Source organism: Glutamicibacter soli, from assembly GCF_003309065.1.
GTDB lineage: Bacteria > Actinomycetota > Actinomycetes > Actinomycetales > Micrococcaceae > Glutamicibacter > Glutamicibacter soli.
The window spans coordinates 537,271-560,210 of record NZ_POAF01000001.1 but is presented as its reverse complement, the minus strand read 5'-3'; the positions used below and the strand labels follow the sequence as shown (position 1 = coordinate 560,210).

Annotated in this window: 19 protein-coding genes; 17 read left to right on the top strand and 2 right to left on the bottom strand. The window is 64.3% G+C overall.

Annotation, left to right across the window (positions count from 1 at the left end; genetic code table 11):
• The first annotated feature begins 41 nt into the window (after window positions 1-41).
• The 14 genes from ftsW to nrdR all read left to right on the top strand — a co-directional run bounded on the left by ftsW (window position 42) and on the right by nrdR (window position 16,149).
• Window positions 42-1,328, top strand: coding sequence for a putative lipid II flippase FtsW (gene ftsW, locus C1H84_RS02655; protein ID WP_244910801.1), 1,287 nt, complete (start codon window positions 42-44; stop codon window positions 1,326-1,328).
• Window positions 1,329-1,433: 105 nt separating this feature from the next.
• Window positions 1,434-2,555, top strand: coding sequence for an undecaprenyldiphospho-muramoylpentapeptide beta-N-acetylglucosaminyltransferase (gene murG, locus C1H84_RS02650; RefSeq protein ID WP_113606460.1), 1,122 nt, complete (start codon window positions 1,434-1,436; stop codon window positions 2,553-2,555).
• A gap of 3 nt (window positions 2,556-2,558) precedes the next feature.
• Complete coding sequence (gene murC, locus C1H84_RS02645; RefSeq protein WP_047119486.1) at window positions 2,559-3,956, top strand: UDP-N-acetylmuramate--L-alanine ligase; 1,398 nt, start codon at window positions 2,559-2,561, stop codon at window positions 3,954-3,956.
• A gap of 32 nt (window positions 3,957-3,988) precedes the next feature.
• On the top strand, window positions 3,989-4,723 hold the full coding sequence (locus C1H84_RS02640) for a cell division protein FtsQ/DivIB (protein ID WP_113606459.1): 735 nt from the start codon (window positions 3,989-3,991) through the stop codon (window positions 4,721-4,723).
• Between the two features lie 217 nt (window positions 4,724-4,940).
• The gene (gene ftsZ / locus C1H84_RS02635; RefSeq protein ID WP_113606458.1) at window positions 4,941-6,122 is read left to right on the top strand and encodes a cell division protein FtsZ; all 1,182 of its coding nucleotides are present in this window, start codon (window positions 4,941-4,943) and stop codon (window positions 6,120-6,122) included.
• A 20-nt stretch (window positions 6,123-6,142) separates the two neighbouring features.
• Window positions 6,143-6,862 (top strand): purine nucleoside phosphorylase YfiH/LACC1 family protein, encoded by a 720-nt coding sequence (locus C1H84_RS02630; protein WP_113606457.1) that lies wholly within the window; start codon window positions 6,143-6,145, stop codon window positions 6,860-6,862.
• 126 nt (window positions 6,863-6,988) lie between these two features.
• Entirely contained in the window at window positions 6,989-7,540 is a 552-nt protein-coding gene (locus C1H84_RS02625; protein WP_047119482.1) for a cell division protein SepF, read from the top strand.
• A 24-nt stretch (window positions 7,541-7,564) separates the two neighbouring features.
• Window positions 7,565-7,861 carry a YggT family protein gene (locus tag C1H84_RS02620; RefSeq protein ID WP_047119481.1) on the top strand — a complete coding sequence of 99 codons (297 nt, stop codon included), beginning with the start codon at window positions 7,565-7,567 and terminating at the stop codon, window positions 7,859-7,861.
• Window positions 7,862-8,088: 227 nt separating this feature from the next.
• Entirely contained in the window at window positions 8,089-8,814 is a 726-nt protein-coding gene (locus C1H84_RS02615; protein WP_113606456.1) for a DivIVA domain-containing protein, read from the top strand.
• Window positions 8,815-8,922: 108 nt separating this feature from the next.
• A complete protein-coding gene (lspA, locus tag C1H84_RS02610) occupies window positions 8,923-9,501 on the top strand; it encodes a signal peptidase II (protein ID WP_244910786.1) in 579 nt (192 codons plus the stop codon).
• Entirely contained in the window at window positions 9,498-10,445 is a 948-nt protein-coding gene (locus tag C1H84_RS02605) for an RluA family pseudouridine synthase (RefSeq protein ID WP_244910785.1), read from the top strand. The genes lspA and C1H84_RS02605 overlap by 4 nt, the downstream gene beginning before the upstream one ends.
• Window positions 10,446-10,573: 128 nt before the next feature.
• Entirely contained in the window at window positions 10,574-14,137 is a 3,564-nt protein-coding gene (gene dnaE, locus C1H84_RS02600) for a DNA polymerase III subunit alpha (protein ID WP_113606560.1), read from the top strand.
• Window positions 14,138-14,225: 88 nt separating this feature from the next.
• Window positions 14,226-15,590, top strand: a complete 1,365-nt coding sequence (hisD, locus tag C1H84_RS02595) for a histidinol dehydrogenase (RefSeq protein WP_047119478.1) — start codon at window positions 14,226-14,228, stop codon at window positions 15,588-15,590.
• Window positions 15,591-15,660: 70 nt separating this feature from the next.
• A complete protein-coding gene (nrdR, locus tag C1H84_RS02590; protein ID WP_047119477.1) occupies window positions 15,661-16,149 on the top strand; it encodes a transcriptional regulator NrdR in 489 nt (162 codons plus the stop codon).
• 91 nt (window positions 16,150-16,240) lie between these two features.
• On the opposite strand, the gene map is transcribed toward nrdR, so the two are convergent.
• On the bottom strand, window positions 16,241-17,116 hold the full coding sequence (gene map / locus C1H84_RS02585) for a type I methionyl aminopeptidase (protein ID WP_047119476.1): 876 nt from the start codon (window positions 17,114-17,116) through the stop codon (window positions 16,241-16,243).
• Between the two features lie 133 nt (window positions 17,117-17,249).
• Between map and C1H84_RS02580 the strand changes: the two genes are divergently transcribed.
• Window positions 17,250-17,444, top strand: coding sequence for a hypothetical protein (locus tag C1H84_RS02580; protein WP_047119475.1), 195 nt, complete (start codon window positions 17,250-17,252; stop codon window positions 17,442-17,444).
• A gap of 99 nt (window positions 17,445-17,543) precedes the next feature.
• Here C1H84_RS02580 and panB read toward each other — a convergent pair whose 3' ends face one another.
• Window positions 17,544-18,380, bottom strand: a complete 837-nt coding sequence (gene panB, locus C1H84_RS02575; protein ID WP_053798386.1) for a 3-methyl-2-oxobutanoate hydroxymethyltransferase — start codon at window positions 18,378-18,380, stop codon at window positions 17,544-17,546.
• A 135-nt stretch (window positions 18,381-18,515) separates the two neighbouring features.
• On the opposite strand from panB, the gene glnA reads away from it, so the two are divergent.
• Together glnA and C1H84_RS02565 are read left to right on the top strand one after the other, a co-directional pair.
• Entirely contained in the window at window positions 18,516-19,856 is a 1,341-nt protein-coding gene (gene glnA / locus C1H84_RS02570) for a type I glutamate--ammonia ligase (protein WP_053798385.1), read from the top strand.
• 54 nt (window positions 19,857-19,910) lie between these two features.
• Entirely contained in the window at window positions 19,911-22,937 is a 3,027-nt protein-coding gene (locus C1H84_RS02565; RefSeq protein WP_113606454.1) for a bifunctional [glutamine synthetase] adenylyltransferase/[glutamine synthetase]-adenylyl-L-tyrosine phosphorylase, read from the top strand.
• The last annotated feature ends 3 nt before the right edge of the window (window positions 22,938-22,940 follow it).

Below are 22,940 nucleotides of genomic sequence, written 5' to 3'. Positions count from 1 at the left end.
ACCCGGCCAGTGCCGGAAAGCAACAACAGACGGGGGCATTGGTGGTGACCAAGGAGCGCAAGCAGCCGCAGGGCGCCAAGGCCGAAACCGGGAAGACCGCCGCCTCCGGCAAGAAGCCCGGCCTGCGCCCGCAGGGCGGGATCTTCAGCGGAGTCGAGAAGGCCAGCGCACGCCTGGCCTCGACCGACTACTGGCTGGTGCTGGTGACCTCGATCTTCCTGTCGGTGTTCGGCGTCATCATGGTGCAGTCCTCCGCCTCCGTCGAAGCAATCGCGGCCGGACGCAACGGTTTCACCGTGGCCCTGTCCCAGGCGATGTTCGCAGGGGTCGGCATCGTCTGCATGCTGATCATGCAGTTCATCCACCCCTCCAAGCTCAAACGCCTCGCGTGGATCGCCGTGGGTGCCGCGATGGCGCTGCTGTTCCTGGTGGCGTTCACGCCGCTGGGACATGAAGTCCTCGGCAACCGCAACTGGATCAAGATCGGTGGATTCGGCCTGCAGCCCAGCGAATTCGCCAAGCTCGCCTTGGCGGTGTTCTCCGCCTTCATGCTCGAGAAGAAGCAGCACCTGCTGGGCGACATGAAGCACCTGATGATTCCGATCCTGGCACCGGTCGGCGCCATCATTCTTTTGCTTGTGGTGCTCGGCAAGGACGTGGGCACCGCCCTGGTGCTCATCATGATCCTGGCCACCGCGATGTTCCTGGGCGGCCTGCGCATGAAATGGCTGCTGGGCTTGGGCGCCGCAGGGTTCGCGCTGCTGACCGTCCTGGTCATGGCCTCGGCCAACCGCCGCGGACGCATCAAGGCATGGCTGGGCATCGACTGCGGCAGCGGAGACCAGTGCTACCAGTCGAACATGGGTATGCACGCCTTCGCCTCCGGCGGCTGGTTCGGCGTCGGCCCAGGCCAGTCCCGCATGAAATGGTCCTACGTACCCGAAGCGCAGAACGACTTCATCTTCTCCATCCTCGGTGAAGAGTTCGGCTTCATCGGCGTGATCTTCGTGCTCGCCTTGTTCGCCATCCTCGCCCTGGCCATGTACCGCATCGCCATGCGCGCCACCGACCTGTACACCCGCGTCCTCATGGGCTGCCTGATGTCCTGGATCATCGGCCAGACCTTCGTGAACCTGGGCACCGTTTCCGGCGTGCTGCCGGTCATCGGCGTGCCGCTGCCTTTCATTTCCTCCGGCGGTTCCGCGATGCTCGCGGTCATGCTTGCCATGGGCTTCGTGCTCTCCTCGGCCCGCCAGCAGAAGCAAGACCAAGTGGTCTCCGTCGTTCCTTCCACCAAGCCGGCGGCCAAACCCAAGCCCAAGCGCTGAGCCCACGGACCGGGCCCGGCACCCCCGCGGACGGTTCTCACCGAGCGCACCACAGAATTACCAACGGCACCCGCTGCCGACCAACCCAAGGAGTACACCAGCACCATGAGCGAACCGATTCGACTGGTAGTCGCCGGCGGCGGCACGGCCGGGCACATCTCGCCCATGCTGGCGATCGCCGACGCGGTGAAGGTCGAAAACCCGGCCGCGCAGATCACCGCGCTGGGCTCGCCCGGGGGACTGGAAACCCGGCTGGTGCCGGAAGCCGGCTACCCGCTGGAACTGATTCCCAAGGCCCCGATGCCGCGCAGCATCAATCTCGACCTGCTGAAGTTCCCCTTCCGCTTCGCCAAAGCAGTGAACCAGGCCAAGGCGGTGCTGCGCCGGAGCAACGCGCAGGCGCTGCTGGGAGTTGGCGGCTACGTCTGCACCCCGGCCTACCTGGCCGCCAGGAAGCTCGGTGTCCCGATCTTCGTGCACGAAGCGAACTCGAAGGCCGGCATGGCCAACAAGCTCGGCGCCAAGCACGCTGCCGCCGTGGGTACCACCTTCGCCGGCACCGGGCTGCCCGGCGAGGAACAGGTCGGCATGCCCATGCGCTCCAACGTGGCCACCATGGACCGCGCCGCGCTGCGCGACGAGGCCCGGGCCCACTTCGGGCTGACCGACGACCGCCCGGTGCTGCTGGTCACCGGCGGCTCCTCGGGCGCGCTGAGCCTGAACAACGCCGTCGCCCAGTCCCTCCAGCAGCTGAACGCCGCCGGCATCCGCACCGTGCATATCACCGGCCGCGGCAAGCAGCTCACCGACGACTCCGGCGCGCTGCTGGCCCACGAGGGCTATACCCAGGTCGAATACGTTGACCGCATGGACTACGCCTACGCCGCGGCGGACCTGATGGTCTGCCGCTCGGGCGCCGGAACCGTCTGCGAACTCGAAGTGGCAGGCACCCCCTCGGTGCTGGTCCCGCTGCCGATCGGCAACGGCGAGCAGAAGCTCAACGCCCGCGAACTGGTCCAGGCCGGCGGCGCGCTGCTGGTCGCGGACAAGGACTTCTCCGCCGGCTACATCGCCGAGCATGTCATCCCATTGCTGGGCGATCGGCATAAACTGGAAGAGATGTCGCAGGCCGCCTCCTCACTGGGACGGCGCGACGCCGCGCAGATCATGGCACGGAAGATCATCACCGAAGTTTCATCCCGGGCACTGCCGGGACAGGAAGGCTAGAACATGTCGAAGCGAGCCGACGAGCTCAATGCCGAATTGGGCAAGGTACACCTCATGGGTGTTGGCGGTGTCGGAGTCTCGGCCGTGGCCCGGCTCATGCTGGACTACGGGCTGAGCGTTTCGGGATCCGACGCCAAGGACCTGCCGGTGATGGACGGGTTGCGCGAACGCGGGGCCCGCATTCATGTCGGCTATGCGCCGGAGAACCTGGGCGACGCGGACACCGTGGTGATCTCCTCGATCATCAAGCCGGGCAATCCCGAATACGACGAGGCAGTGCGCCGCGGACTGCGCATCCTGCACCGCTCCCAGGGGCTTGAAGCGACCATGCGCGGCCATGACCGCGTCGTGGCGATCGCCGGAACCCACGGCAAGACCACCACCACCTCGCTGACCGCCCACATGCTCAAGTCCGTCGGGGCCGTGCCGAGCTTCGCGGTGGGCGCCAACATCCCGAGCCTGGGCACCAACGCGGAACTGGGCAACGGAGGCTACTTCGTGGCCGAGGCCGACGAATCCGACGCATCGTTCCTGAACTACCGCCCGGACGTCATCATCGTGACCAACGTCGAGGCGGACCACCTTGATCACTACGGCACCGCCGAAGCAGTGCACCAGGCCTTCGTCGACTTCGCCCAGCTGCTGCCCGAGGACGGGCTGCTGATCTGCTGCGCCGACGATCCCGGCGCCAACGAGCTCGCGCACAAGATGCGCCAGAGCCGCAGCGACCTGCGGGTGCAGACCTACGGTTTCTCCGATCATGCAGACCGCCGGCTGAGCGATGCCCGCGCTCTGGACAACGGCCGCTTTGCCGCCACCATCGAATGGGGCAGCGGACAGGAGCACATCCTGAACCTCGCGGTGCCCGGCCAGCACAACCTGCTCAACGCCGCCGCGGCGCTCTCGGTGGGCATCGACGCCGGCGTGGACGTGGACGACGCGCTCGAAGCCCTGGCCGGCTTCACCGGCGCGGCCCGCCGCTTCGAGTTCAAGGGCGAAGCCGACGGTGTGCGGGTGTACGACGACTACGCCCACCATCCCACCGAAGTCACCGCCGCGCTGAAGGCCGGCCGCGTGATGGCGGGGGAGGGCAAGCTGCACGTGCTCTTCCAGCCGCACCTGTTCTCCCGCACCAAGGAGTTCTACCGCCAGTTCGCCAGCGCGCTCTCGCTCGCGGACACGGTGACCCTGCTGGAGATCTATCCCGCCCGCGAGGAGCCCATCGAGGGTGTCGCCAGCGAGCTGATCGCCGAACGCGTCGAAGTGCCGGCCCATGTGTTCGCGCCGGAGGCCGCGGTGGCCCATGTGGTGGAAAACGCCGAGCCCGGCGACGTGATCATGACCGTGGGAGCAGGAGACGTCACCTACCTCGGCGGCCGGCTGCTCGACGCTTTGTCCTGAGACCCGCTCGACGAACGCAACCCTAGGAACCAATGGACGAAAAAGCCAAGGTCGTTGAACTTCCGCCCAGCCCGGAGAAGAGGCGGCGCAAGATCATGCTCATCGGCGCAGCCGCCATCGTGGTGCTCAGCCTGGTCGTGGTCTTGGTGCTGAGTTTTTCCCCGGTGCTGGCAGCCAAGAAGATCGAGGTGACCGGGACCAAGCTGCTGAGCGAAAAGCAGCTGCTCGAGTCGCTGGCGCCCTTGGAAGGCACGCCGCTTCCGCGGATTTCCGAAGCCAAGGTCGAAGAGCTGCTCGGTGAGCAGCCGGCGATCGACAGCGTCGTGGTTCGGGCCCAGATGCCCAACACCCTGGTGGTGGAGATCCATGAGGAGGTTCCGGTGGCGATCCTGGTGGACGGCAAATCCAACTTCCTGGTGTCCGACACCGGCGCCAAGCTGAAGAAGCTCGGCGCCAAGGACAAAACCAAGTTGCCGAAGATCAAGGCCTCGGATGCCACCAAGGATCCAGAGCAGTTCAAGTTGCTGACCTCGATTCTCAGCGGGGTCGACGCCAAGGTGCTGGAGCAGGTTTCCACCGCTTCGTTGACCGAAGCGGGATTCATGGAACTTGCTTTGCCGCAGAAGCGTACACTGATTTGGGGCAACGGGGAGAAGGCGGCGTTGAAAAATCAGGTGACACAGATTTTCCTGAATAATTCAAAGGACAGCCCGGAGGCGAAGAAGACCATCGACGTCTCCAATCCGGAAAATCCGGTGACCTATTAAGTACGTCAGACTTGGGCGCGGGATGAACATTCTGAGCCAAAATTCTGGAAAGATAGGTTTGAAGTAGCGACACGCCTAGGCGGTCGTTGCACAAAGACCATACGACTCATAGCGTTCTTAATAACGATCGCTTGACAGAAACCTGACCTTCAGGCTAAGGGTGAAGGTTTCGGCATGGGTCGGATTCATGTAGCACATCTAACAAGGGAAGCGGGACGTGGCAGCTCCACAGAACTACCTCGCGGTCATTAAAGTCGTCGGTATCGGCGGTGGCGGTGTAAACGCAGTCAATCGTATGATCGAAGTCGGTTTGAAGGGCGTTGAATTTATCGCCATCAACACCGACGCTCAGGCACTGCTCATGAGCGACGCCGACGTCAAGTTGGATGTTGGACGTGAGCTGACTCGCGGTCTGGGTGCAGGCGCCAACCCTGAAGTTGGACGCCAGGCAGCCGAGGACCACGTCGAGGAGATCGAGGACGTCCTGCGCGGCGCCGACATGGTCTTCGTCACCGCAGGCGAAGGCGGCGGCACCGGTACCGGTGGCGCCCCTGTCGTTGCCCGCATCGCACGCTCCCTGGGCGCGCTGACCATTGGTGTGGTCACCCGCCCGTTCACCTTCGAAGGCCGCCGCCGTGCCAACTCGGCAGAGTCCGGCATCGAGGCGCTGCGTGACGAGGTCGACACCCTGATCGTCATCCCTAACGATCGTCTGCTGTCCATTTCGGACCGCAACGTGTCCGTTCTGGACGCATTCCGCCAGGCCGACCAGGTCCTGCTCTCCGGTGTCCAGGGCATCACCGACCTGATCACCACCTCGGGCTTGATCAACCTCGACTTCGCCGACGTGAAGTCCGTCATGCAGGGCGCTGGCTCCGCACTGATGGGCATCGGCTCGGCCCGCGGCGAGGACCGCGCGGTGAAGGCGGCCGAACTGGCCATCGCCTCGCCGCTGCTGGAAGCCTCCATCGACGGCGCGCACGGTGTGCTGCTGTCCATCCAGGGTGGTTCGGATCTCGGCCTGTTCGAGATCAACGAAGCCGCCCGCCTGGTCCAGGAAGTCGCCCACCCGGAAGCAAATATCATCTTCGGCGCCGTCATCGACGACGCACTGGGTGATGAAGCCCGCGTGACCGTGATCGCCGCCGGCTTCGACGAGCCGGACGTGACCAGCAAGCCGATGTCCGCACCGGCCGTGTCCAAGCCAGCCGTCAGCCGTGCAGCAGAGCCAGCTGCACCTGCCGCGCCTGCTGCTCCCGCCGTTGTCCCGCCGGCCGCCCCGGCACCTGCAGAGAAGCCTGCCGCAGAGCAGAACCCTTTCCAGGACCTGCCAGACGTTGTCGATTCGGACCTGAACGGCTCCAACGACGACCTCGACGTCCCGGACTTCCTGAAGTAAGAACAGCAGGAAGCTGAGCAGTGCTACATTTCGCGTCGAACCTCGATCCGAGCATCCAGCTGGCCTTCACGACGCAGGCCGAGGGAAACCTCGCCCTGCATGTGAATGACGATCCCCGCCTCGTGGCGGAGAATCGTGCCAGGCTGGAGGACTCGATCGGGGTTCGACGTTTTTCCCTGAATTTCATGAACCAGATCCACTCCACGCTGATCCATGCGGTCGACGGTGCGCAACGCACCTCGTGGAGCGACCCGGAGGCTCCGACCTGCGATGCGCTGGTCGACCCCTCAGGGCTTGAACCGCTGGCGGTCATGGTCGCGGACTGCCTGCCGGTGCTTTTCGTGGGGCGCAATCCGGAATCCGGCGGCAGCCTCACGGCCGCTGCCCACGCCGGACGCCGCGGACTGCTGGACGGAATACTGTCCAAGACCGTACACCAGCTGCGTTTCCACGGCGCGGTGCAGATCGAGGCCGTCATCGGCCCTTCGATCTGCGGAAACTGCTACGAAGTGCCGCAGCAGATGGCCGAGGAATCCGAGCAGCTGCGTCCGGGAATCCGCACCCGGACTTCCTGGGGAACCGAGGCGCTGGATCTTCCGGCCTCCGCGGCCCGGGAGCTGGCGGAACTGGACGTCCAAGTCCAGCTCAGCGGGGTCTGCACCTTGGAAGATGAACGATTTTTTTCATACCGCAGATCTACTGACTCGGGCCGACTTGCAGGACTTATTTGGCGCGATTAACACCCGTGTGCGACACACCGGTGAGAAAATCTCGAATGAACATTGCTACCTGAATTCTGTGCGGTAGCGTCGAAGTAGCGGAATCATGCATGGGGTGCATGAACGGGACAAACTAGGAGAATTATCGTGGCTGACGGACTGCGCAAAGCAATGGTCTATCTCGGCTTGGCGGACGCCGTCGAGCACGAAGAGGCTGTGGTAGATAAGGCAGAACCGAAACCTCCGGTTCGCGTCGTCGAAGACCCTGCTCCGAAGCGTCCCGCCGAATCCCCGCGCCCGCAGCCAGTCGTTCGCGCGGCCGCTCCGCAACCAACAGCCACAGAACCGGATGCCGAATACCGTGCACCGGTAACCCCCATCAAGCGTGCCCCTTCAGTGAGGGATGAGGATTCCGAATTGCGTCAGATTACAACCGTGCACCCTCGTTCTTACAACGATGCCAAAATCATCGGTGAGAACTTCCGTGACGGCATTCCGGTGATTATGAACGTCACCGACATGGGTGAAACCGACGCCAAGCGTTTGGTGGACTTCTCCGCTGGCCTCGTCTTCGCGCTGCACGGATCGATTGAGCGAGTCACCAACAAGGTGTTCCTGCTCTCGCCGTCCACCGTCGAGGTGCTGGGCGAGGACCGCAAGCAGTCCGAAGCCCAGGCAACCTTCTTCAACCAGAGCTAAGACGCCAGGAGCGAGCGCACAAAAATGGTGTTCGGGATTATTTATCTCGCCTTAGCGATCCTGCAAATTCTGCTTCTGATGCGAATTGTGCTGGATATAACTGAAAACTTTGCCCGCCACTGGCGTCCCAAGGGCATCGCGCTGGTCGTCGCGTCGTTTGTCGTGTCGATCACCGATCCGCCGCTGCGGTGGCTCCGCGGGAAAATCAAACCCCTGGATCTCGGCGGAATCCGCCTTGACCTGTCCTTTTTGATTTTCTTCATCGTCGTCATGATCGCGAAGGTCATCGTCGGCAATCTGGGGGCGAGCACAGGTATCTGAGTAGGAGTTTCTCCTCCAGCTAGGGGATTGTAGGCATAGCGCCTACAAGGTAGATTCAAAGAAAAAGAGACTCGGGTGAAGACCCGATTTCGTATTTAGTGTCCAAATCGTTATATCCTTTAGGAAATAGTGCTCCGACTTCACCGGTCGCGACACTGAAGAACGGTAAGTGTTTCGCAGGGCAACCAAAGGCCTTGCGGAAATGATCCCAGCATTGAGGTGACCCAATGGCTTTGACGCCAGAAGACGTAGTCAATAAGCGCTTTCAGCCGACCAAGTTCCGTGAAGGCTACGACCAGGACGAGGTAGATGACTTCCTCGACGAGATCGTGGTGGAGCTGCGTCGCCTAACCGGTGAAAACGAGACTCTCCGCCGCCGTCTGAGCGAACTTGGCGAAGACGCAAACGTTGTAGCCAAGGAACAGGCTGTTCCGGCTCCAGTATCCGCTGCTCCGGCTGCCAAGCCAGCCGAGGATAAGAAGGCTGAAACCAAGCCTGCCGAAGAAGCCAAGGCTGCTCCGGCTCCAGCTGCCAAGCCGGCAGAAGAGAAGAAGGCCGAGCCAGCTCCGGCTGCCAAGCCTGCCGAGAAGAAGGTCGAAGCAGCTCCTGCAGCAGCACCGGCCGTCGCTCCTTCCGCCGAATCGGCTGCCAACGTTCTTGCCATGGCCCAGCGCCTGCACGACGAATACGTCGCATCCGGTGTTGAGCAGCGCGACAAGATCATCTCCGATGCCAAGACCGAGGCAAACTCCTTGGTCACCTCGGCAGAAGAGAAGAGCCGCAAGACCCTGTCTGCCCTGGAGCAGCAGAAGTCCGTCCTCGAACGCAAGCTCGAGCAGCTGCGCGGCTTCGAGCGCGACTACCGTGCTCGCCTGAAGACCTACATCGAAGGACAGCTGCGCGACCTCGAGTCGCAGGGTTCGATCGATGGCGCAGCAGGCAAGGCCAACTAGCTGCCTGCGGTTCCACGCTTGAACTGGTCATAAAGTAAGATCATCGGTGGTGCACGGATTCTTTCCGGCACCACCGATGACGTTTAAAAGGAATTAATGGGTAACACCGTGAGTGAACCACAAGCGGGCAGCGCCGCCGCGAAGGCCAAACGCTACACCGGACTCGGCCTGATCATCGCCCTGATTGCCCTGGTCCTTGACCAGGGCGTGAAGCTCTGGGTCGAAAACAGCATGGAGCTGGGAGAGTCCTTCGAGGTGATCCCGGGGTTCTTCGACATCCACTACATCCTGAACCCGGGCGCCGCGTTCTCCATGGGCGAGAACTTCACCGTTGTGTTCACCATCCTGCAGGCCACGGTGGCCGTGGTCGTCACCTACCTGTTGTTCCGCCGGGTCAAGATCCGCAGTTGGTCCATTGTCCTCGGCTGCCTGCTGGGCGGCGTGCTCGGCAACCTGGGCGACCGATTGTTCCGCGAACCTGCCTTCGGTTTCGGCCACGTGGTCGACATGTTCTCGGTGACGAACTTCGCGATCTTCAACGTCGCCGATTCGTTCATCGTGTGCTCCATGATCGTGGTCGCCTACATGCTCATCCGCGGCATCAATCTGGACGGCACCATCGGGGACAAGCCGAAGGACAGCGGCTCCGCAGCCCAGGGCGACGACCCGCAGAAGCCTGCTTCATGAGCCCCCTGATGGACGCATCGCACCATGCCCTCTCGGTCGACGAGGCCGACGCCGGATCCCGGCTGGATGCTTACCTGGCCCGCGTACTGCAGATTCCCCGCACCCTGGCCTCCAGCCTGTGCAAGGACTCACAGGTGCAGGTCAACGGGAAAACTATTGCCAAGTCACTAAAGCTCAAAGCGGGGGACAGGCTGTCGGTGACCATACCGGCCCAAGCCGACCCGCTGGAAATCAGGGTGGAAGCCGTGAAAGACCTGACGATCATCGCCGACGATGACGACTACGTTGTCATCGACAAGCCCGTGGGCGTCGCCGCCCACCCGTCGCCGGGCTGGGTCGGTCCGACCGTGGTCGGGGCGCTGATGGCCGAAGGCTACACGATCTCCACCTCCGGAGCTTCCGAGCGTCAGGGCATCGTGCACCGGCTCGACGTGGGCACCAGCGGACTGATGGTGGTGGCGAAGTCCGAACGCGCCTACACCGCCCTGAAGCGCGCCTTCAAGGAACGCACTCCGAAGAAGATCTACCACGCAGTCGTCCAAGGCCTGCCCGATCCGCTGGAAGGCACCATCGACGCACCCATCGGCAGGCATCCAGGGCACGACTGGAAATTCGCCGTGCTGGACGGCGGACGAAACTCGGTCACCCACTACAAGGTCATCGAGGCCTTCGGCCGCGCCAGCTTGGTGGAGGTGCACCTGGAAACCGGGCGCACCCACCAGATCCGCGTGCACTTCTCCGCATTCGGCCATCCCTGTGCCGGCGACCAGACCTACGGCGCCGACCCGAAGCTGGGGGCCGCGCTTGGGCTGACCAGGCAGTGGCTGCACGCCAAGCGCCTGGGCTTCGAACACCCGGTCACCGGGCAGTGGATGGAATACGAGAGCGAATACCCCTCGGACCTGTCCGGCGCGCTGGAGCTGCTGCGCGAGGGAACCTTCTAGGAACACCATGGAACGGGGTGCACCTGTAAGCGCCGGCGCGGCCCGGAAATTTTCCGGGCGGCTGTATCTCTTCCCACACCTGGTTCAGGCTCGAGGACTTCCGTGCCGGCTGTCGCTAGACTGGTTTGGTGAGCGCGACACGTGACGGATTTGTCCATCTTCATACACACACCGAATACTCCATGCTGGACGGGGCGGCCCGGCTAGGCGAACTGTTCGCCGAGGCCGACCGGCAGGGCATGGAAGCCATGGCGATCACCGACCATGGCTACCTCTTCGGAGCCTTCGACTTCTGGCGCCAAGCCACCGGTGCCGGCATCAAGCCGATCATCGGCGTGGAAGCCTATGTCACCCCGGGTACCCACCGCACCGACAAGACCCGCGTCAAGTGGCGCACCGAGGAACGCCAGAAGGGCGACGACGTCTCGGGCGGCGGCCTGTACAACCACATGACCCTGTTGTCCTACAACAACAAGGGCATGGACAACCTCTTCAAGGGCTCCTCGCGCGCCTCGCTGGACTCCGTGTTCGGCAAGTACCCGCGCTGGGACCGCGAGCTGCTCAACGACCACCACGAGGGCCTGATCGCCACCACCGGCTGCCCCTCGGGCGAGGTGCAGACGAAGCTGCGCTTGGGGCAGTACGATGCCGCGAAGGCCGCAGCCGCCGAATTCCAGGACCTGTTCGGCAAGGAGAACTACTTCTGCGAAATCATGGACCACGGCCTGGAAATCGAACGCCGAATCACCAAGGACCTGCTGCGGCTGGCCAAGGAACTTGCCATTCCGCTGGTCGCCACCAATGACCTGCACTACACCCACGAGGCCGATGCCAAGGCCCACGAAGCGCTGCTGGCCATCAACTCGGGCTCCACGCTGGATGAGCCGACCTACGACCAGGGCGGCAGCCGCTTCGCCTTCAGCGGCACCGGCTACTACCTGAAGAGCTCGCGCGAAATGCGCGAGTTGTTCAAGGAACTCCCCGAGGCCTGCGACAACACGCTGCATATTGCGGACCGCGTGGACCTCACCTTCGACACCAGCGCCAACTACATGCCGAAGTTCCCCTGCCCTCCCGGCGAGGACGAGACGAGCTGGCTGATCAAGGAAGTCGACAAGGGTCTGCACTACCGCTACCCGAACGGCATCCCGGAGGCTTCGCGCAAGCAGGCGGACTTCGAGCTGGACGTCATCATCAAGATGGGTTTCCCCGGCTACTTCCTAGTCGTGGCGGACTTCATCAACTGGTCCAAGGACCACGGCATCCGCGTCGGCCCGGGCCGCGGTTCCGGCGCAGGCTCCATGGTTGCCTACGCCATGCGCATTACCGACCTGGACCCGCTGGTTCATGGCCTGATCTTCGAGCGCTTCCTGAACCCGGAACGTGTTTCCATGCCCGACTTCGACGTCGACTTCGATGATCGCCGCCGCTCCGAAGTGATCCACTACGTCACCGAGAAGTACGGCGATGAGCGTGTGGCAATGATCGTGACCTATGGATCGATCAAGACGAAGCAGGCGCTGAAGGACTCATCACGCGTGCTGGGCTACCCCTTCTCCATGGGCGAGTCCCTCACCAAGGCGCTGCCGCCGGCAGTCATGGCCAAGGACATCCCGCTCAACGACATCGAGAACCCGGAGTCCAAGCGCTACTCGGAGGCCGGGGATTTCCGCAACCTCGTGGCTAACGACCCCGAGGCCAAGCGTGTCTTCGAAACCGCCAAGGGGCTCGAAGGCTTGAAGCGCCAGTGGGGCGTGCACGCCGCCGGCGTGATCATGAGCTCGGACCCGATCATCGATGTCGTGCCGATCATGCGGCGCATCCAGGACGGGCAGGTCATCACCCAGTTCGACTACCCAACCTGTGAAGGCCTGGGGCTGATCAAGATGGACTTCCTCGGTCTGCGAAACCTCACCATCATCTCCGACGCCCTGGCCAATGTGAAGGCCAACAAGGGCGTGGAGCTGGACCTGGAGACCCTGCCGCTGGACGACGCGGCAACCTACCAGCTGCTGGCCCGCGGCGACACGCTGGGCGTATTCCAGCTCGATGGCGGTCCGATGCGCTCGCTGCTGAAGATGATGCGCCCGGATAACTTCGAAGACATTTCCGCGGTGCTCGCGCTCTACCGCCCGGGCCCCATGGGCGCGAACTCGCACACCAACTACGCGTTGCGCAAGAATAAGCTGCAGGAAGAAACCCCGATCCACCCGACACTGGAAGAGCCGCTGCGGGAGATCCTCGGGGGGACCTTCGGCCTGATCGTGTACCAGGAACAGGTCATGTCCATCGCGCAGAAGCTTGCAGGCTTCTCGCTGGGCCAGGCGGACATCCTGCGCCGCGCCATGGGCAAGAAGAAGAAGTCCGAGCTGGACAAGCAGTTCGCCGGCTTCTCCAAGGGCATGATGGACAACGGCTTCACGATGGAAGCCGTGCAGGCCCTCTGGGACATCCTGCTGCCCTTCTCCGACTACGCGTTCAACAAGGCCCACTCGGCGGCCTACGGCGTGGTGTCCTACTGGACCGCCTACCTCAAGGAGCACTACACGGCCGAGTACATGGCCGCGCTGCTCACCTCGGTGGGCGACGACAAGGACAAGCTCGCGCTGTACCTCAACGAGTGCCGCCATCTGGGCATCACCGTGCTGCCTCCGGACGTCAACGAATCGGCCCTGACCTTCACCCCTGTGGGCAACGATATCCGCTTCGGCATGGGCGCCATCCGCAACGTCGGCTCCAACGTCGTGGACGGCATGGTGCAGGCGCGCCAGGAAAAGGGCGCCTACACCGACTTCAGCGACTTCCTGAACAAGGTCCCCGCGGTGGTCTGCAACAAGCGCACCATCGAATCGCTGATCAAGGCCGGAGCCTTCGACTCCATGGGCCACCCCCGCCGCGCGCTGGTCGCGATCCACGAAGAAGCCGTGGACTCGGTCATCCAGCTCAAGCGCAACGAGGCGGCCAACCAGTTCGACCTGTTCAGCGCCCTGGATCCCTCCGAGGCCTCGGATGCCATGACCGTGGCCATCCCGGACCTCCCGGACTGGGACAAGAAGGAAAAGCTGGCCTACGAGCGGGACATGCTCGGGCTGTACGTTTCCGACCACCCGCTGCAGGGCCTGGGTTCCGCGCTGGAGCAGTATGCCGACATGTCCGTGACCCATGTGCTGTCCGACGACGGGCCGCAGGACGGGCATATCATCTCCATCGCAGGCATGATCTCCGGGTTGCAGCGGCGCATCGCCAAGAAGAGCGGCAACCCGTACGCGCGCTGCGAGGTGGAGGACCTCTCCGGTTCCATGGAGGTCATGTTCTTCGGACAGGCCTACCAGCCGATCGCCGAGGTGCTGGCCGACGACCTGATCGTGGTCATCAAGGGGCGCGTACAGCGCCGCGACGACGGGTCCATCACCCTCAACGCCCAGGAAATGATGATCCCCGAATTGTCCGAGGACGCCAACGGCGGCCCGGTGGTCATCGGCATCCCGACTCACAAGGCCACCGAATCCCTGGTGCAGAAACTCGGCGACGTGCTGCGCACCCACAGCGGCAACACCGAGGTCCGGGTGAAGCTCACCGGCAGCCGCGGCACCTCGCTGCTGCGCCTGGGCATGAACTTCCGGGTGAACCCTAACCCCGCCTTGTTCGGCGACCTGAAGGTCCTGCTCGGCCCCAATTGCCTGGACGTGTAGCGCTCCGGAGCATTGCGGCGCAGCCGCAGATGACCGGGTGAGGTAACCAATGGGTGCCGCACCCGGTCTTCGGCGTTAAAATGGGTACGTGACTTCCAATCCAGTAACCGTCTTTTCCGAACTCGCAACCCTCGACTGGCGCGCCGAGGACTTCAGCTACGCCCAGCTCAAGGCCAACCTGCCGCGCCCTGCCATGAACTCGCAGACCGCCGCTGAAACCGTGCAGCAGATTATCGATGATGTGCGTGCCCACGGCATGGGCACGCTCAAGGACCTGGCCCGGCGATTCGACCAGGTGGAGCTGGATCATACAAGGGTTGCGCAGGCGGAACTGGACAAGGCGCTGGCCGAACTTGATCCCGCGGTCCGCTTGGCGCTGGAGGAATCGATCTCCCGCGCTCGGCTCTTCGCCGCCGCCCAGGTGCCGGCCGACGCCGTGGTCGACTACAGCAACGGCGGATCCGTCACCCAGCGCTGGGTGCCGGTGCGCCGCGTGGGCCTCTACGTGCCTGGTGGACTGGCCGTCTACCCGTCCTCGGTCATCATGAACACCGTCCCGGCCCAGGCCGCGGGCGTGAAGTCCCTGGCCTTGGCCAGCCCGCCGCAGAAGGAGTTCGGCGGACTGCCGCACCCCACCATCCTGGCTGCCGCGAAGCTGCTGGGCATCGAGGAGGTGCACGCCATGGGCGGCGCCCAGGCCGTGGCGGCCTTCGCCTATGGCGTGGACGTGCCGGGGGACCCGCGCGGCGGCATCGAGCCGGTGGACGTGATCTCCGGTCCGGGCAACGTCTTCGTCGCTACCGCCAAGCGGCTGGTCAAGGGCGTCGTGGGCATCGACGCCGAGGCAGGGCCCACCGAGATCGCGATCCTGGCCGACAGCACGGCAAAGGCGGACTTCGTGGCCGCCGACATGATCTCGCAGGCCGAGCATGATGCCAACGCCGCCGCGGTGCTGGTCACCGACTCGCCGGCACTGGCTCAGGCCGTGCGCGAGCAGCTGGACGTCCAGGTCGCGGCCACCAAGCACAGCGAACGCGTCCGCGAGGCGCTGAGCGGCAGCCAGTCCGCGATCATCCTGGTCAAGGACCTGGACCAGGGCGTGGATGTCTGCAACGCCTATGCGGCGGAGCACCTGGAAATCATGACCGGCAACGCCGCGCAGGACGCCGCCCGCATCACCGCCGCCGGCGCGATTTTCGTGGGCGACTATGCCCCGGTGTCGCTTGGCGACTACTGCGCCGGGTCCAACCACGTGCTGCCGACCAGCGGCACCGCGTTGCACGCCTCGGGGCTGAACGTGAACACGTTCCTGAAGGCCGTGCAGGTCATCAGCTACGACAAGTCGGCGTTGGGCGATGTCGCGGCGCACGTGATTAATCTGGCGACTGCCGAGGACCTTCCGGCCCACGGCGACGCGGTCGCCGTGCGAAAGGCGCACAAAGCGCTAAACTAATACATGACATGTGTGGATTTCGGAAGGTACGCTTTGTGGAATCCAGTTTTAGCACTGAGTTGGAGGTGTCATGAACTGCCCTTATTGCCGCAACCCCGATTCGCGTGTGGTCGATAGCCGAGTTGCTGATGATGGCGTCTCCATCCGCCGGCGCCGGCAGTGCACCGCGTGCTCCCGTCGTTTCACGACGATCGAAACCGCAAGCCTGAGCGTCTTGAAGCAGTCCGGTGCGGTTGAACCGTTCTCCCGCAACAAGGTGATCAACGGCGTGCGCAAGGCCTGCCAGGGACGGCCGGTCACAGACCACGACCTGGCGATTCTGGCGCAGGAAGTCGAGGAAGCCGTGCGCACCTCGGGCGCCGCGGAGATCCCGGCGCACCAGGTGGGACTGGCAATCCTCGACCCGCTCTCGCGCCTGGACGAGGTGGCATACTTGCGTTTTGCCAGTGTCTACCACAATTTCCAGTCGCTGCAGGATTTCGAGGCGGCGATGGAGAAGCTACGCGAACAGCGCGGCAAGGCTCCGCAGGGGACCCAACGACCACTGACCGCAGACTGACCCTTCGGGATACACCAGAGGCGTTGGCCCGGCCCTTTTCAGGGACCAGGCCAACGCCTCTGGTTTTTGCGCGCCGCGTCGGCGCCGCGCCCTATGGCAGGGTGAGGATCTCGGCGCCCGAGTCGGTGACCAGCAAAGTGTGCTCGAACTGCGCGGTGCGCTTCTTGTCCCGCGTGGTGACAGTCCAGTCGTCGGCCCACATGTCCCATTCAACGGTGCCCAGGGTGAGCATCGGCTCGATGGTGAAGACCATGCCCGTCTCGATCAGCGTGTTGTAGCCCGGCGCCGCATCGTAGTGGGGGATGATCAAGCCCGAGTGGAAGGCCTCGCCCACGCCGTGGCCGGTGAAGTCGCGGACCACGCCGTAGCCGAAGCGCTTGGCGTAGCTTTCGATGGTGCGGCCGATGACGTTGATCTCGCGGCCCGGCATGACCGCCTTGATAGCGCGCTTGAGCGAGTTCTCGGTGCGCTCGACCAGCAGGCGGGATTCCTCGTCCACGTCGCCCACCAGGAAGGTGGCGTTGTTGTCGCCGTGCACCCCTCCGATGAAGGCGGTGATGTCGATGTTGATGATGTCCCCGTCCTGCAGGACCGTGGAGTCGGGGATGCCGTGGCAGATCACTTCGTTCAGCGAGGTGCACAACGACTTCGGGAAGCCGCGGTAGCCCAGGGTGGACGGGTAGGCGTTGTGGTCCAGGAGGAACTCGTGGCCGATGCGGTCCAGCTCGTCGGTGGTGATCCCTGGCTGGCAGGCCTTGCCGACTTCGGCCAGCGCCTGCGCCGCGATGCGTGAGGCAATGCGGATGCGTTCGATGACCTCGGGGCTCTTGACCTCGGATGCGGTGTTCTTGGCCGGTTCGCGCTTGCCCACGTACTCCGGACGTTCAATGTTCTTGGGCACCGGGAGCTGGGGGGAGACCACGCCCGCGGTGAGATTTCCGATTGGTGCAGTTGCAACAGTAGCCATGAAGATATTCTATCGCCCGGCTGGCCCCCGGATTTGTGGATGAGCTGAGAGCCGAACGCATTTCACACCGAAAACTATCCCGGTGCGCTAGCGTTGAGCTAGGCAGCCATAGAACCATCTGAAGGAGCAGGCGATGAGCTCAGAAGGAACCCCCGGTGAGGGGAAGTACTGGTACAACGTGAACACGAAGAGCATCGAGAAGGGCGCGCAGTCGGACTGGTCCCAGCTGCTGGGCCCGTACGACACCGAGGCTGAAGCCCGCACCGCGCTGGAAAAAGTGCAGGCGCGCAACGACGCCTGGGATGCGGAAGACGAAGAAGACGACTAGTTCTCCTGCGTCCGCGCACAAGAAAACCGGTGCGAGCAGCCCCTGCACGGGGCCGCTGGCACCGGTTTCCTCTTTGCCGCGGCGTGGGCCGACGAAACGCTACTTGTCGAACTCGTACTCGGCCGACGGGAAGGTGCCGGCCAAGACGTCCTGGTGGTAGGCGCTGACCGCCTCGGAGACCGTCGTGCGCAAATCGGCGTACTTCTTGACGAACTTCGGGGTGCGGCGTCCCCCCAGTCCCAGCATATCCTGCCAGACCAGCACCTGGCCGGTGGTCGAGGCCCCGGCGCCGATGCCGATGGTCGGCACCACCAGTGCCTCGTCGATCAGCTTGGCGGCAGGGCTCGGAACCATTTCCATCAGGATGCAGAACGCGCCGGCGTCCTGCAGGGCCAACGCATCGGCTTTCATGCCCTCCACGGCGTCGCCGCGGCCCTGGATGCGGTAGCCGCCCAGGGCGTGCTCAGACTGCGGGGTGAAGCCGATGTGCCCGATGACCGGAACCCCGGCCAGGACCATGGCGCGCACGTGGTCGGCGTAGGCGGCGGTGCCTTCCATCTTCACGGCGTGCGCATGTCCCTCCTTCATCAGACGGACAGCGGTGTCCACGGCCTGGGCAGGGGACTGCTCGTAGCTGCCGAACGGGAGGTCGGCGACAACCATGGCGCGCTTGCTTCCGTTGGCAACGGCCTTGGTGAAGATGATCATTTCATCGATGCTGATGGGAAGCGTGGATTCGTAACCGATGACGGTGTTGGCGGCTGAATCGCCCACGAGCAGGATCTCGATTCCCGCTTCATCGAAAATTTCGGCCATCATGACGTCATATGCGGTTAACATGGCGAATTTTTCGCCTTGTTCTTTGGCTTGCTGTAGATGGTGAACCCGGATGCGGGACGGGCCTTTTTCAGGGTTCGCTACGTATGGTTGAGGCATGAAACGACTTTATCGCACTTGGCGCAGGCGGTGCTTGCACGGCTAAAGAGGTCGAAACGTTATAGTCTTGCAACAGGTCAACATAACTACGGGCCTGATGGGCGCCGGACTCTAGCATTTATAAGGCGGTGGAATATGGATCGTCAGCAGGAATTCGTGCTGCGCACCATTGAAGAACGTGACGTTCGATTTGTGCGCATGTGGTTTACCGATGTGGTTGGTTCACTGAAATCTGTGGCGCTGGCACCCGCAGAAGTCGAGGACGCCTTTGAAGAAGGTCTTGGCTTCGACGGTTCCTCGATCGACGGCCTGTCCCGGATCTCCGAATCAGACATGCTCCTGCAACCCGATCCGGCCACCTTCCAGCTGCTTCCGTGGCGCGGTGAGGTCGAGCCGACCTCCCGCATGTTCTGCGACATCCTCACCCCCGAAGGCCAGCCCTCGAACGCCGACCCGCGCCAGGTGCTCAAGCGCCAGCTCACCGAAGCGGCCAATATGGGCTTCACCTGCTACACCCACCCGGAGATCGAGTTCTACCTGTTGAAGAACTCCGAGCTGGATGCCGAAGGGCGTCCGCAGCCGATTGACAACGGCGGGTACTTCGACCATGTGCCGGACGGCGTCGGCCAGGACTTCCGCCGCGCCTCGGTCACCACGCTCGAAGCCCTGGGCATCTCGGTGGAGTTCTCCCACCACGAGACCGGACCGGGCCAGAACGAAATCGACCTGCGCTACGCCGATGCCCTGCAGACTGCGGACAACATCATGACCTTCCGCACCGTCATCAAGGAAATGGCCATGCAGAAGGGCATCCACGCCACCTTCATGCCCAAGCCCTTCGCCGAGCATCCGGGCAGCGGCATGCACACCCACTTCTCCTTGTTCGAAGGCGATGTCAACGCATTCTTCGAGGCCGGCCGCGAGTACCAGCTCTCCGACGTCGCCAGGTCGTTCATTGCCGGCATCCTGCACCATGCGCAGGAAATGACCGCGATCACCAACCAGTTCGTGAACTCCTACAAGCGCCTGTGGGGCGGGGGAGAAGCCCCGAGCCACCGGTCATGGGGGCACAACAACCGCTCCGCCCTGGTGCGCGTGCCGCTGTACAAGCCGGGCAAGGGCCAAAGCGCGCGTGTGGAGTACCGCGGCATCGATTCAGCCGCCAACCCGTACCTCGCCTACGCCTGCCTGCTGGGCGCCGGCCTGAAGGGCATTCGCGAAGGCTACGAGCTGGAAGACCCGACCGAGGACGACGTCTGGAGCCTGTCCACCGCCGAGCGCCGGGCTTCGGGCCACGTGCCGTTGCCGGGCAGCCTGCACGACGCCCTGCGCGCCATGGAGGAGTCCGAGCTCATGGCCGAGATCCTCGGTGAGCAGGTGTTCAACTCGTTCCTGGCCAACAAGCGTGCCGAATGGGAAGAGTACCGACAGATCATCACCCCGTACGAGCTGGATAAATACCTGGGGATCCTCTAGGAGGACCCCGGCGCGCCGACGCGCGTCACACAGTCAGGAGCCGACGTTCACGCCATGACAGAAATTTCCTCGCGATCCCTGATCAACGCCGGGTTCTCCGATGTTGAACGGGCCAAGAAGTTCCTCGATTCCACGGAACTGTCCACCTTGGACCCGGAACTGATCGTGAAGATGATGGCGCACGCGCCGGACCCCGACCAAGCCCTGCTGCTTGCCCTGCGCCTGGTGGACCGCCACCCGCAGGCGGCGGAGATCTTCCTGCAGGCCGAGAGCTGCCAGGCGCTGATCCGGCTGCTGGGCAGTTCCGCGGCACTGGGCGAATTCCTGATCCGATGCGAGGACGCGCTGCAGGTCGTTGCGCAGGCACCGTCCACCAGCTTCACCAATGTGCCCGCAGACCAGCTGCGCAACGACATGCTTGCAGCGGTCGGCGCGGTGCAGACTCCGAACGGCCACTGGGTCGCCTCGTGCACGGGGGCCGAGGCGCGGCAGAAGCTGCGCGTCAGCTACCGGATGGCGCTGCTCTCGCTGGCCTACCGCGACCTGGGATCGGCCCAGCCGCAATGGGTCATGCCGCAGGTCGCCGCCGAACTGGCTGACATGGCCGCGGCAGCCCTGGAAGGCGCCCTGGCCGTGGCCCGCGCCGAAGCCGGCGAACAGTACACCCCCGAACAGGTCGACCAGGTGAAGCTGGCCGTGATCGGTATGGGCAAGTGCGGCGCCCGCGAGCTGAACTACATCTCCGACGTGGACGTGATCTACGTGCATGGTTCGCTGCCGGGCATCGAGGAAGATCTGGCCGGCGCCGTCGCCACGGTGCTGTGCGGCAACGCCGCCCGCGCGCTGATGGTTCCCGGCCCCGAGCCGATGCTCTGGGAAGTGGACGCCAACCTTCGCCCCGAAGGCAAGGACGGCGCGCTGACCCGCACCCTGTCCTCGCATGAGGCCTATTACCGGCGCTGGGCGCACTCCTGGGAGTTCCAGGCGCTGCTCAAGGCGCGCGCCATCGCCGGCGACAAGGACCTGGGCGCAGCCTACGAGCGCATGGTCTCGCCCATGGTCTGGTCCAGCTCCGAACGCGACGGATTCGTGGAATCCGTGCAGGCCATGCGCCGGCGGGTGAGCGACAACATCTCCAAGGACGACGTGCCCTGGCAGATCAAGCTGGGCCCGGGCGGGCTGCGCGACGTGGAGTTCACCGTGCAGCTGCTGCAGCTGGTCCACGGACGGGTGGAGCCTTCCATCCAGGTGCCCACCACCACCCTGGCCATCCACGCGATGAGCGAGACCGGCTACATCGGCCGCGAGGACGCCACCAACTTCGATGGCTCCTACCGTTTCCTGCGCCTGCTGGAGCACCGCATCCAGCTCAGCCAGCTGCGCCGCACGCACCTGATGCCGCGCAACGAAAACGCCCAGCGCGTGCTGGCCCGCGCCATCCGCGGCGCCGGGGACCTGCAAGCCACGAGCCCGGAAAAGCTGCTGCGCCGCTGGAACGAAACCAAGCGCCTGGTCCGCTCGCTGCACGAACGCATCTTCTACCGCCCGCTGCTCGTCAGCAGTTCCAATCTCTCGGCGGACGACGTCCGGCTCACCGCGGAATCCGCGCAGGCCCGGCTGCGAGCCCTGGGCTATCTGGACCCCAAGGCCGCGATGCGCCACATCGAGGCGCTCACCGGGGGAGTCTCCCGCCGCGCGGCCCTGCAACGCCAGCTGCTGCCGGTGCTGCTTGACTGGTTCGCCCGCGGCGTCGACCCGGACGCCGGGCTGCTCGGCTTCCGCCGCCTCAGCGAGTCCCTGGGCAAGACCCACTGGTTCCTGGGCATGCTGCGCGACACCAACGCCGCCGCCGAGCGCCTGAGCCACCTGCTGTCCAATACGCGCTTCCTCACCGACCTGCTGGCCAATGAGCCGGCCGCCGCCGCCTGGCTGGGCACCGACAGCTCGTTGATGCCGCTGAGCCGAGAAAGCCTGGCGCAGCAGAACACCTCCATCATCCAGCGCACCAAGGCACCCGAAGCCGCCATCCGGCAGATCAGGCTCGTGCGCCGCCGCGAGATCCTGCGCGTCGCGCTCGCCGACGGCGCGGGCCTGCTGCGGGTGGACCAGGTGGGCCGGGCCCTGTCGGACATCGACGGGGTCATGATCGACGGGATCCTCACCGTGCTGCTGGCCGCCGACCAGGCGGTTCACGGGGAGCAGGCGCGCATCGCGGTGATCGCCATGGGCCGCCAAGGCGGGCAGGAGATCGGCTACGGCTCCGACGCGGACGTGCTCTATGTCCAGCGCCCGGTTGCAGGCGCGACCGACCAGCAGGCCCAGGAGCAGGCCTCGCGTGTGGTCACCGAGCTGATGTCGTGGAGCTCCAAGCCGTTGAAGCCGGCCATCCCGGCCGAGGTGAAGTTGAAGATCGACTCGGACCTGCGCCCCGAGGGGCGCCAGGGCGCTCTGGTGCGCTCCTTCGATTCCTATGCCGCCTATTATGAGCGCTGGGTGGAAGTCTGGGAACGGCAGGCGCTGCAGCGCGCCCGGCCGTTCGCCGGCGACGAGCAGCTGGGCCAGGACTTCATGGAGCTGATCGAGCCGATCCGCTACGGCCGCGGCCTGGACGAGGCGGAGATCAAGGAGATCCGCAAGATCAAGGCGCGCGTAGAGGCAGAACGGCTGCCGCGCGGAGCGGATCCGAACCGGCATCTGAAACTCGGCCGGGGATCGCTGTCCGACGTCGAATGGCTGGTGCAGTTCTACCAGCTGCGCTACGCCTGGAAACACCATGAGCTGCGCACGCCGTCCACGCTCGTCGCGCTGGACCAGCTGGCGGCCTTGGAAATCATCACGGAAGAGCAGGCCGAGGTGCTGGACATCGCCTGGCGCCTGGCCACCCGCATCCGTTCCGCCGAGATCATCACCTCGGGTCGTTCCAGCGACGTGCTGCCCAGCTCCGCGAGGGACATGGAAGCCGTGGCCCGCTGGTGCGGCTACGAGGCGAACACCGGCATGGAACTGGAAGAAGACTACCTGCGCGCCACCCGGCACTCCCGGGCGTTGTTCGAGCAGCTGTTCTACGGCTTCGAAGACTAGCCT